This window comes from Streptomyces sp. sk2.1 (assembly GCF_008120935.1).
Taxonomy (GTDB): domain Bacteria; phylum Actinomycetota; class Actinomycetes; order Streptomycetales; family Streptomycetaceae; genus Streptomyces.
In genome coordinates, this window is the sequence record NZ_RDBO01000056.1 from 1 (window position 1) to 10,780 (window position 10,780).

9 protein-coding genes and 3 pseudogenes are annotated in these 10,780 nt (G+C 71.4%); 9 read left to right on the top strand and 3 right to left on the bottom strand.

The genetic code is table 11. The features are described 5' to 3' along the window. Positions 1-571: pseudogene (locus tag EAO76_RS20815) on the bottom strand (hypothetical protein); the annotation flags it as partial. An 85-nt stretch (positions 572-656) separates the two neighbouring features. Continuing rightward, on the bottom strand, positions 657-944 hold the full coding sequence (locus EAO76_RS20820) for a hypothetical protein (RefSeq protein WP_148837462.1): 288 nt from the start codon (positions 942-944) through the stop codon (positions 657-659). Positions 945-1,095: 151 nt separating this feature from the next. Here EAO76_RS20820 and EAO76_RS20825 point away from each other — a divergent pair. From EAO76_RS20825 to EAO76_RS20850, 6 genes and pseudogenes are all read left to right on the top strand, one after another. Continuing rightward, positions 1,096-1,476, top strand: a pseudogene (locus EAO76_RS20825) (hypothetical protein); the annotation flags it as partial. A gap of 389 nt (positions 1,477-1,865) precedes the next feature. Then, entirely contained in the window at positions 1,866-2,693 is an 828-nt protein-coding gene (locus tag EAO76_RS20830) for a polyphosphate polymerase domain-containing protein (RefSeq protein WP_148837552.1), read from the top strand. Further along, positions 2,690-3,373, top strand: coding sequence for a DUF4956 domain-containing protein (locus EAO76_RS20835; RefSeq protein ID WP_148837464.1), 684 nt, complete (start codon positions 2,690-2,692; stop codon positions 3,371-3,373). Before EAO76_RS20830 ends, EAO76_RS20835 begins: the two co-directional genes overlap by 4 nt. Beyond that, entirely contained in the window at positions 3,373-5,157 is a 1,785-nt protein-coding gene (locus EAO76_RS20840) for a CotH kinase family protein (RefSeq protein ID WP_148837465.1), read from the top strand. The genes EAO76_RS20835 and EAO76_RS20840 overlap by 1 nt, the downstream gene beginning before the upstream one ends. A 183-nt stretch (positions 5,158-5,340) precedes the next feature. Beyond that, a complete protein-coding gene (locus EAO76_RS20845; RefSeq protein WP_148837466.1) occupies positions 5,341-6,093 on the top strand; it encodes a response regulator transcription factor in 753 nt (250 codons plus the stop codon). Continuing rightward, positions 6,090-7,673 carry a HAMP domain-containing sensor histidine kinase gene (locus tag EAO76_RS20850; RefSeq protein ID WP_148837467.1) on the top strand — a complete coding sequence of 528 codons (1,584 nt, stop codon included), beginning with the start codon at positions 6,090-6,092 and terminating at the stop codon, positions 7,671-7,673. Before EAO76_RS20845 ends, EAO76_RS20850 begins: the two co-directional genes overlap by 4 nt. A 28-nt stretch (positions 7,674-7,701) precedes the next feature. On the opposite strand, the gene EAO76_RS20855 is transcribed toward EAO76_RS20850, so the two are convergent. Further along, a complete protein-coding gene (locus tag EAO76_RS20855; RefSeq protein WP_148837468.1) occupies positions 7,702-8,667 on the bottom strand; it encodes a pirin family protein in 966 nt (321 codons plus the stop codon). Positions 8,668-8,906: 239 nt separating this feature from the next. Between EAO76_RS20855 and EAO76_RS20860 the strand changes: the two genes are divergently transcribed. The 3 genes and pseudogenes from EAO76_RS20860 to EAO76_RS44695 form a co-directional block, all read left to right on the top strand. Beyond that, positions 8,907-9,263 (top strand): M48 family metallopeptidase, encoded by a 357-nt coding sequence (locus EAO76_RS20860; protein ID WP_148837469.1) that lies wholly within the window; start codon positions 8,907-8,909, stop codon positions 9,261-9,263. Between the two features lie 247 nt (positions 9,264-9,510). Further along, positions 9,511-10,458: a family 16 glycosylhydrolase gene (locus tag EAO76_RS20865; RefSeq protein ID WP_148837470.1), complete on the top strand. Its 948-nt coding sequence runs from the start codon at positions 9,511-9,513 to the stop codon at positions 10,456-10,458. Between the two features lie 99 nt (positions 10,459-10,557). Further along, positions 10,558-10,780, top strand: a pseudogene (locus tag EAO76_RS44695) (hypothetical protein); the annotation flags it as partial.

Consider the following 10,780-nt stretch of genomic DNA (forward strand, 5'->3'; position numbering starts at 1 on the left):
GGGCCGCGTGGCCGTTGATGCTGCTCGTGCCGATGTGCTCGACGATGTTCGGCACGGCGAGCAGGCTCATCCGGCCCCGGCCGCGGAAGAAGACGGAGAGCAGTTCGTCGTCGTGGCGCTCGGCGCTGTCGCGGGCGTACGCGCGGAAGGCGGCGGCGGTGTCGACCGGCAGGCAGACGCCCAGGGACGGCGTGAACTCGTCGGGCACGGCCCGTACCCAGCCGGCGCCGGCGAGGGCGGCGAGCCGGGCGGCGGCGCCGTTGCGGGCGTGCCAGTTGGTGTAGAAGACCAGTGCCTCGTCGGGGAACCGGGTGGCGGCGCGGGCGACGATCTCCAGGAGTTCGGCGGGGGCGTCGACGTCGTCCTGGACGACGAGGTGGTGGCTGGCCCCGGGGGCCGCGGCCGACCAGGCGACCAGGGCGGTGCGCAGCGCGGAGGGCGGCCCCTGCGGGTCGGGGTCGAGCGCGAGGCCGTCGAGCCGCAACCGGGCGGCGAGGTCCTGGGCCTGGGCGAGGCGCACGGGGTGCGTCATGACGGCCGAACTGATGTGAAACGTGGTCACCTTGGTCACACGGGGCTCCTCGGCAGGGGTCGTCGCCGGTCATGGTCGCAGAGCGCCGGAGGCCGGAGCCGGGTGTGCCGGGAGTTTGGCCGGATCAGTGGCGGTGCCGGGTGCCCCGGTGGGGGCGGGCGAGGGGTTCGCCGTCGGTGGAGCAGCGCACGGCCCGGTGGTGGCGGGGSCCGGAGGTGTCGCCGGGCACGTCCGTGGTGTCGCGGCGGCGGAGGAACAGGACCGCGACGACGAGCCAGCACAGGCCGACGGAGACGTCGGCGTACACGGCGGCGGCGAACGGCAGGACGGCGGCGGCGTGCACCGCCGCCATGACGAGGACCGCCAGTCCGGCCCCCGCCACGAGCAGCAGGTATCGCAGGAGTCGCCGCACTGTGGGCACCTCTCGTCCGTCGCACCGCTTCCGAGCAGTGAACGACAGTGCGTCGCACCTTGTGACGACCCATTCCGGTCACACTGTTTCCGCCACCCGAACCACCGGACGCGTTCCGGGGGACGCCTGACTCCGCCGTGCCCCCGGCCCGCAGGTCGCGTTCAACTACCTGGGACGGGTGCGGACCGATCCCGCCGGGCCGTCCGACCGGGGCGCGGCGCCGGAGGACGTGCGCCTCCCCTCCACCGACCCGGAGCTGCCGTTCTCCCATTGCCTGGAGCTGAACGCGGTCGCCCACGACCGCGCGGGGGGACCCGAGTTGAGCATGACCTGGTCCTGGCCGGCCGGTCTCTTCGGGGAGGAGGAGGTCCGGGCGCTGGCCGGTCTGTGGTCCGAGGCCCTGGCGGCGCTGACGGCGTACGCCCTCGCGTCGCCCACCCCGGACGCGCACGGTCTCAGGCCGTCCGACCTCTCCCTGGTGGATCTGCTCCAGGACGAGATCGACGAGCTCGAAGCCGAGTGGGACATGTGACCGGCCGGGGCCGGGGCTCCGCGCCCCGGCCCCCACTCCCGTTCTCCGTACGGGCCCGAGGCGCCGGCGCGGGCAGGAGGTGGGCGAGCACGCCGAGGAACCGTCCGTCCTCCCCCGTCCGGGCACCGGGGCAGGGCGCGGTTCCCGTACGCCCACCGCTTCGAGGCGGCTCCGCTTCACCGTCCGTTCATCCTTCGGATTCCTCAAAGACTCCTGGAATCAACCCACGTTTCTCATGAGCTCCTCATCCCCGCTTGGTTGCGTGTGCGAGGCCGGTCGGTCCGCAACCTATGAGCGAGGAGGGCATGGTGTTCCTGTCGAAGGCAGCCGCGGTTCGCGAGCGCCGGGCGGAGGGCGACGAAGATCGTGGCGGCGAGGAGCCGCTGCACGTGGCCAGTCGGCTGCACGCGTTCAACCGGTTCGAGCTGAAGTACCTGGTGCCGGTGGAGCAGGCGGCCGAGATCCGTGACGAGCTGGCCGAACGGATGGACCGGGACCTGCACAGCCCGGTCGGCGGGTACGGCGTGTGGAGCCTGTACTACGACACTCCTCAGCTCCGCTTCTACTGGGAGAAGATCGAGGGTCTGAAGTTCCGCCGCAAGCTGCGCATCCGCCACTACGGCGATCTCGACGGGGTCACCGACGACTCGCCGGTCTGTGTCGAGATCAAGCAGCGCGTCAACCGGGTCACGCAGAAGCGCCGCATCACCCTGCCCTACGGCGTGGCACGGCAGTTGTGCGACGGCCGGGAGATGGTGGAGCACTCGGCGAGGGAGAGCGCCTTCGTCCAGGAGGTCCTCGAACTGGTCGTACGGCTGAACCTGCAGCCCACCGCGATCACCGGGTACCAGCGCGAGGCCCTGGTCGGCCGTGACGCCGACACCGGCCTGCGGGTCACCTTCGACCGCCGCGTCCGCGGACGCGACCGGGACTTCCACTTCGGCATCCCCACGCCGGAGAACCGGTTCACGATCCCGCCGCACATGTCGGTCATGGAGATCAAGGTCAACGAGCGCACCCCGCACTGGATCACCGATCTGGCCGCGCGGCGCAACCTCAACCTCGTACGGATCTCGAAGTACGTGCAGTCCATCGAGGCGTTCGGCCTGGCGCCGCGTTCGGTCTTCCACATCAACGAGGCGGACTTTCCGCCACCCACCCCCATTGAAGAACAGCCGGCGCGCGTCGACGCGCCGTCGAAAGCAGGAGCACAGTGAACTTCGATCTCGATCTGCAGGAACTCAGCGGCACGTTCAGCGTCGCCGACGTCGTGGCGGCGATGGCGCTGTCGTTCATCCTGTCCACGCTGATCGGCTACACGTACCGGTACACGCACCGCAACGTCTCCTACAGCCAGTCCTACGTGCAGACCCTGGTCATCGTCGGCATGATCGTCGCCCTGATCATGCTGGTCGTCGGCTCGAACCTGGCTCGCGCGTTCTCCCTGGTCGGGGCCTTGTCCGTGGTCCGCTTCCGCAACGCGGTCAAGGAGACCCGGGACGTCGGCTTCATCTTCCTCGCCATGGCGATCGGCATGGCCTGCGGCGCCCGGTTCTACACCCTGGCCGCCGTCGGCGCCGTGGTCATCTGCGCCGTCGTCCTGGTGATGTTCAAGTTCAACTGGTTCGCCCTGAACGTGCAGCGCCAGGTCGTCAAGGTCCAGGTCCCGGCCGGCGAGGACTGCACGCCGCAGATCCGCGACGTGCTGATCAAGTACACCAGCGAGTTCGAGCTGGTGAGCACCGAGACGATCCGCGGCGGCGCGCTGACCGAGGTCTTCTACACGGTGCGGCTGAAGAAGGGCGCCGAGCCCGGCGACCTGGTCGGCGCACTGCAGGAGCGGACCTCCGGCCAGCGGGTCACCGTTCTGACCGGCTACGACACGACGGACCTGTGATGAGCGGCGAGACCACCGCGCAGCGCAGGCGGCGGTTGAAGGACCGGCTGCCCGTCCGGCTGCGCCACCACTGGAAGCCGGCCGCGGCGCTGGGCGTCGGGCTCGCCGCAATGGTCTATTTCATCGGTGACGCGCGGATCTCCCCGTACGTCACGTCGTCCTCCCGGGTGGAGGCGGACGCCATCACCGAGGACATCCGGGGGACGGTGGACCTGTACGACACCGCTGTGCCGCACTCGATCCAACTCACCTACCAGCAGACCGACTTCGACAAGATGATGAAGGAGTTCAAGAAGGACGGGACCAAGGACTACATCGAGGCCGACCTCGTCATCGACGGCGTCCACCTCGACGACGTCGGGATCCGTCTCAAAGGAAACTCCACACTGTCGTCCCTGCGGGGCAACAAGGGCATGCCCGGTGGCGGCCGGCAGATGCCCGGCGCCCCGCAGGGCGCCCCGGCCGGCGCCGACGGCGCGACCGGGGGCCAGGACCGCCGCCAGGGCCGGCAGCCCGGCGGCGGTCCCGGCGAAGCCGGTGGTACCGGCGGCGCCGGCGGCACTGCCGGTGGTACGGCCGGTACCGGTGGCACCGGCGGTGGTGGCGGCCCGGCCGGCGGCGGTCCCGGCGGGATGGTGCAGTACGACCTGTCCGCGGACAAGCCCGAGGAACTGCCGTGGCTCGTCAAGATCGACGAGTACGTCGAGGGCCGCGCCTACCAGGGCGAGCGGGAGATCTCGCTGCGTCCCGGCAGCAACGCGCAGGTCCCCCTCAACGAGGCGTTGTCGCTGTCCCTGACCGACAGGAGCGGGCAGAAGGCCGAGCGGTACGCCTTCACCGAGCTGAAGGTGAACAACCGGCCCGCCGCCACCCGCCTCATGGTCGAAGCGCCCGACACCGACTACGCCGACGACATCGCCGACGGCAACGGCGTGCTGTACAAGGCCAGGGCGAGCGGCAGCTTCGAGTACCGCGGCGACGACCCCAGCGAGTACGAGAGCTCCTTCAAGCAGCTCAACAAGAAGGGCAGCCAGGACCTCGAACCGGTGATGAAGCTCATCAAGTGGGCCGACGGCGCCTCGGACGAGGAGTTCGCCCGCGACCTGCACAAGTACGTCGACGTCGACTCACTGGCCCATTACGTCGCCTCGCAGAACCTACTGCTGAACTTCGACGACATCGCAGGGCCGGGCAAGAACTACCTCCTCTGGTACGACCTGGACACCAAGAAGTTCTCCGTGCTCGGCTGGGACTACAACCTCACCTTCAGCGGAGACGCGACGGCCGGACCGGACGACTCCACCGGCATGGGCGGCATGCCCGGCGCCCGCCCCGGTGGCAACGCCAAGACCGGGGGCAATGGCACCACGGGCGGGAACACGGGCGGCACGCCGCCGAGCGGGTTCCCCGAGGGAATGCCGGAAGGTTTCCCCGAAGGAATGCCGGAGGGAATGCCCGAAGGAATGCCGGAAGGCGTGCCCGGCGGTGCCGGCGGCGACCAGGAGGGCGGCCCCGGCGGGGGCAGGGGCGGCATGTCCCACGTCCTGAAGACCAAGTTCCTGGCCCTGGACGCCTTCGACTCCGTCTACAAAAAGGCGTACCGCGAGCTGTACCAGAAGTTCTACGCCTCGGGCACGGCGGCGGAGAGCGTCGAGGCGATCGCCGAGCAGGCCCGGTCGGCCGGCGCCGCCTCCAAGGAGCTGGACACCGCCGTGACCAAGCTCTCCAGGACCGTCACCGACCGCTCCGCGGCTCTGGCCAAGGACAAGGAAGTGACCGGCTGAGAACCCCGGTGTCCTGGGCCGCTCCTCCCTCGGAGGTGTCGTCCGGGACACCGGGGCCCGCGCCCCGCGCCCCGCCCCTTCCGCCGGTCCTTCCGCGCACAGATTCGTTGCCTACCATTGCGCCGCTCGACCAGGACCCGCCCCGGCGCGGTTCCGCCCGTCCGGATCCCGAGGTACCAGAACGTGATCGACCAGCACACCCCCACCCGCACACCCGCCGCCGGGTACACGGTCCTGGTCGTGGAGGACGACGCCAGCATCCGTACCCTGCTCACCTCCGCGCTCGGTGTGGCCGGCTACACCGTGGCGAGCGCCTCCAACGGACAGGAAGCCATGTTCGAAGCGGGCAGCCGTCGGCCCCACCTGATCGTCCTGGACGTCATGCTGCCCGACACCGACGGCTTCCGGCTCACCCGCGACCTGCGCGCACAGGGTGTCTACACACCCGTGCTGTTCCTCACCGCCCGGGACGACATCGAGGACCGCATCATCGGCCTCAGCTCCGGCGGCGACGACTACGTCACCAAGCCCTTCCACGTCCAGGAGGTGCTGCTGCGCATCCGCGCCATCCTGCGCCGCAGCAACGCGCCCGCCTCCACCGCGGGCACCGGCCCGCCCCTGCGCTACGCCGACATCACCCTGGACGAGGCCACCCACGAGGTACGACGCGCGGGCCGCCCGCTGAAGCTGTCGCCGACCGAGTTCCGGCTCCTGGCGTGCCTGCTGGCCCGCCCCGAGCGCGTTCTGGAGAAGGCGGAGATCCTTCAGCAGGTCTGGCGGTACGACTTCTCCGGCGACACCCGCATCGTCGACACCTACATCAAGAACCTGCGCCGGAAGATCGACCGGGATCCGCCCGCGCTGATCCACACCGTGCGCGGGGTCGGGTACTGTCTGCGGCTGCCGCGCGACGAGACGGGCGCGGCAGGCCGATGAGGTCGCTCCGCCGACTGCGTCCGCGCTCCCTGCGCAGCCGCCTCGTCCTGATCGCCGGGCTGCTGGCCACCGGCGCGGTCCTGCTGTGCCAGCTCGCCGGCCTGACCGTCCTGCGCGGCTGGCTCACCGACCAGGTCGACGACCGGCTCTCCCACTTCCGTCCCCCGGACCGGGTCTACGAGGACATCGCCGGCAACGGGGTGCCTCGGCCGCCGAGCCCGGACAGCACACTGCCCTCGGACTACCGGGTCTTCTTCTACGACGAGAAGGGGAACCTGCTGCGCACCTCCCTGGGGGACCGCGACGGTCCCGGGCCCCGGCTCCCGGGGCGGGCGGCCGATCTGGATCTGGTCGCCGGGCGGCCGGGCACCCTTCCGTCCGAGGGCGACGCGTCGGGCTCCGGCTGGCGGGTGATCTCGTACCCGGGCCCCGACCGCATGCGTGCCGTCGTCGCCCTGCCGCTGGACACCGTGGACGGCGCCACCACCAAACTGCTCTGGCTCGGACTCGGTCTCGGGGCCGCCGTCGCCGTCGGGGTCGTCGTCCTCGGGAACGGCGCCGTCCGGCTGGGCCTGCGCCCGCTCACCCGCGTCGAGCACACCGCCCAGCGCATCACCGGGGGCGCCCTGGAACTCAACGTCCCCGTGGCGGACCCGGACACCGAGGTCGGCAGGCTCGGCCTGGCCCTCAACACCATGCTCGACCGCCTGCGCACCGCCCTGCACCGCACGGAGACCTCCGAAGCCCGGCTGCGCCAGTTCATGGCCGATGCCGGACACGAACTGCGCACCCCGCTCACCGCCGTCCAGGGCTTCGCCGAACTCCTCATCGGCGAACCCGGCATGCCCGCCCGGCGGCGCCACGAGGCACACGCCCTGATCGCCCGCAACGCCGACCGCATGAGCCGCCTCGTCGACGACCTGTTCCTCCTCACCAAGCTCGGCGAGGCACCCGTCGCGCACCGGGAACCCGTCGACCTGCTCTCCCTGGCCGCCGACGCCATCGCCACCACCGCGATACGCCATCCCCACCGCGCCATCGCCCTGGAGCCGCTCCCGACCCACCCCGCCGGGCCCGGGGGCGACCTCGACGTCATCGAGACGCCCGGCGATCCCCATCAGCTCGCCCAGGTACTGGGCAACCTGCTGTCCAACGCCGCCACCCACACGCCCGCCGACAGCAGCATCCGCGTCGGAGTCGGTGTCACCCGCGCCTCCCCCGGCGGGAGCCTCGGCAGCGGTCGGCCGCTGCCGCCCGGCACACCCGTCTGCGTGGTCGAGGTCACCGACGACGGCCCCGGCGTCAGGACCGAAGAGGCCCCCCGCATCTTCGACCGCTTCTACCGCGCGACACCGCTCGGCCGGCCCGCCGCGCCGGGATCCGGCACCGGCACCGGCCGCGAGCCCGGCTCCGGCCTCGGACTCGCCATCGCCGCCGCCATCGCCGCGGCACACGGCGGACGCCTCGAACTGGACAACCGTCCCGGCGGGGGCTGCACCTTCCGGCTGCTCCTGCCCGACTCGACGACCGCACCGCGGGACCTCCCCGAAGCGGCCCACCACGGCGCGCTCCACACGTGAGCGCGCCGTGGCCCGCGAAGATCCGGGGTCAGCGCGTCCTGCCCCGGGCCCTCAGGCGGGTCGCCGGCACCTCGGGGGCGGGCAGGCGGTCGCCGTCGTAGCCCTTCACCTCGCCGAAGCGGGTGCCGGTCGTCCAGTCCTCGCGGGCCTCGCGGATCTCCTCGTCCGTGCGGCCGATGAAGTTCCACCACATGACGATCTCCTCCTCGAAGGGCTCGCCGCCCAGGAGCATGAGACCCGCGTCGGTGTCCGCGCGCAGGGGGAGTTCGGTGCGGCCGCAGCCGAGGTAGAGCATGGAGCCGGGCAGTACCGGCACGCCGTCGACCTCCGCCCGGCCGGACATCGAGAGCACCGCGTACTCGAAGTCCGGGTCGACCGGCAGCCGTGCCGCGGCGCCGGCGGTCAGGGCCAGGTCGGCGCCGACGATCGGGGTGTAGACGGTGCCGGGCGAGGCGGCCCCGTCGAGTTCGCCCAGGATCGGTGTGGCGGTGAGACCGGGGGCGGTGACGGTCGGCAGGTCGGTGTGGTGCTGGAAGTGGGGCTCGACGTGGCGGTGGGCCTCGGGGAGCGCCACCCAGAGCTGGGCCCCGTGCAGGAACCTGGCGTGGGACCTCGGGCTCTCCTCGGAGTGGCTGATGGCCCGGCCCGAGGTCATCAGGCCGAGTTCGCGCGGGCGGATCGTTCGGAGGCTGCCGAGGCTGTCCCGGTGCAGGACCTCGCCGTCGTGCAGCCAGCTGACCGTCTGCAGGCCCATGTGGGGGTGGGGCGGCACCTGCATCCCGGGTTCGTCGGCGATGTCGTCGGGGCCGTAGTGGTCGACGAAGGCCCAGGCCCCGACCATCCGGCGGCCCAGGTTGGGGAGCAGCCTGCGGACCTCGGTGGACTCCCCCAGCCGGACGTGGCGGGGGCTGAGGAGTTCACGTACGGGCTCGGCGACGACGAAGCCCCGTCCTCCGCAGACGGAGAGTGCGGCCTGGCGATCGAGATTGCTCATGGCGCTCAACCTATTCCCGTGCGGGCCCGGGGCCCCGGCTCCCCACGCCGACCACTTAGTGGAATATTCAACAAGCAGGGGGTGTTCCGACGACTGCGGGATGACCGAGCGGACATCCGGACCGGGAACCGGGCGGTCCGGGCAGGGTGCGGAGCGCCCGGGGGTGATCCGGCGACCGTGCGCGAGCACGGACACCAGGGCTGCGGACAGGCCGTCGAGCCCATGAGGGAGGAGATCCGATGAGCGACACCTACTACGAGTTCGGTACGGCCGCCGAGCGCTGGGACCGTGCCCAGATGTTCTTCGGGGCGAAGGAGTACATGACCGCCGCCCGGATCCTGGAGGGGCTCGTCGCGGAGGTGCCGGAGCAGGTCGCGCCGCGCCTGCTGCTGGCCCGGACGTACTACCACTCGGCGCGGCTCGGCAAGGCCGAGACGGAGCTGCGGGCGGTCCTGGAGCGGGACCCGGTGGAGCACTACGCGCGGCTGATGCTCGGCCGCACGCTCGAACGCCAGGGGCGGAGCGCCGAGGCGACCGGCCACCTGCGGATGGCCGCCGCGTTCACCGGGGACTTCGACTTCGACCCGGAGAACTGACCGGGGCGGAAGACCGCCACGGGGAGGAATCGGCGGGATGCCCCGACAGGACGCCTGTCGGGGCATCCCGCCGGATGTACGCCGGGGCCCGGCGATGAATGCGAGAAGTGTGGTCCGTACCAAAGCATTGACACCCACTTGGTTCACTTCTTAAATCGACAGCAGACCCGAGCACCTCTCCTATGCCCCCACAATCCCTGATTGTCATATACATGACCATCAGGGGTTCCGCACGGGAAGGACCCCCATGACCTCTCCCCCGCACTCTCCCCACCGCGCCCGCCGCCTCCTGGTGGCCGCGCTCTCCGTGCTCGCCCTGATCCCGGCGTCCGCCGGTCTCGCGTCGGGGTCGCCGCTGCCCCGGCCACCGGCCGGAGCGGCGGCGACGACGTTCGCCGACGAGTTCGACGGCCCCGCGGGCTCCGCCGTGGACGGCGGCAGGTGGCAGATCGAGACCGGCGACAACGTCAACAACCATGAACGGCAGTACTACACGGCCGGGAACAGCAACGCGGCGCTCGACGGCCAGGGGCATCTGGTCATCACCGCGCGCCGGGAGAACCCCGCCAACCACCAGTGCTGGTACGGGACGTGTGAGTACACCTCGGCGCGGCTGAACACGGCCGGCCGGTTCACCCGGACGTACGGGCACGTCGAGGCGAGGATGAAGGTGCCGCGCGGCCAGGGCATGTGGCCCGCGTTCTGGATGCTGGGCGATGACATCGGGCAGGTCGGCTGGCCGAACTCGGGCGAGATCGACGTCATGGAGAACGTCGGCTTCGAACCGTCCACCGTGCACGGCACGCTGCACGGTCCCGGCTACTCCGGCTCCGGCGGGATCGGCGCCGCGTACACCCTGCCCGACGGCCGGGCGTTCGCCGACGATTTCCACACCTTCGCGGTGGACTGGGCGCCCGGTTCGGTGACCTGGTCGGTGGACGGCAACGTCTACCAGCGCCGTACGCCCGCCGATCTCCAGGGCAACGCCTGGGTGTTCGACAAGCCCTTCTTCCTGATCCTCAACCTCGCGGTCGGCGGCTACTGGCCGGGCGACCCCGACGGCGGCACCTCCTTCCCGCAGCAACTCGTCGTCGACCACGTCCGGGTCACCGCCGGCGACCTCCGGCCGCCGGTCCGACCCGCGTTCCGGGACCGGGGGGCGAAACGCCCCCGGTCCCGGAACGTCCGCCCCTGACGGGTCCTGCCGGTGAGTCCTGGTCACAGCATCCACAACGACTGGTTGCGGTCGCCCCCGTCCGCCGAGGATGGCGGGCGACTCGGGAGGTGGCGGGAATTGTCGGCGAAACGTGTCGTGGCCGGGGACGATCCCGTACTGCGCTTTCGCGGTGCGGTGTCGTTGCAGCACGGACCGGGCTGGGTGGCGCCCTGGCGGGTGCCGCACGAGGAGGCGCGGCTCCATCTGCCGGAGGGCGGGATCGCGAACAGCTCGGCCAGCGACTCCGCGTCCGTCTCGGCCTCGAAGAGCGGATTGGCCAGGACGGCCTTCGGTTCCGAAC

Excerpts from the sequence above, each read along its gene's own strand:
- EAO76_RS20840 (WP_148837465.1), top strand. The coding sequence starts at position 3,373 with ATGAGCGGCGAGACCACCGCGCAGCGCAGGCGGCGGTTGAAGGACCGG.
- EAO76_RS20850 (WP_148837467.1), top strand. The coding sequence starts at position 6,090 with ATGAGGTCGCTCCGCCGACTGCGTCCGCGCTCCCTGCGCAGCCGCCTC.
- EAO76_RS20855 (WP_148837468.1), bottom strand. The coding sequence starts at position 8,667 with ATGAGCAATCTCGATCGCCAGGCCGCACTCTCCGTCTGCGGAGGACGG.
- EAO76_RS20860 (WP_148837469.1), top strand. The coding sequence starts at position 8,907 with ATGAGCGACACCTACTACGAGTTCGGTACGGCCGCCGAGCGCTGGGAC.
- EAO76_RS20865 (WP_148837470.1), top strand. The coding sequence starts at position 9,511 with ATGACCTCTCCCCCGCACTCTCCCCACCGCGCCCGCCGCCTCCTGGTG.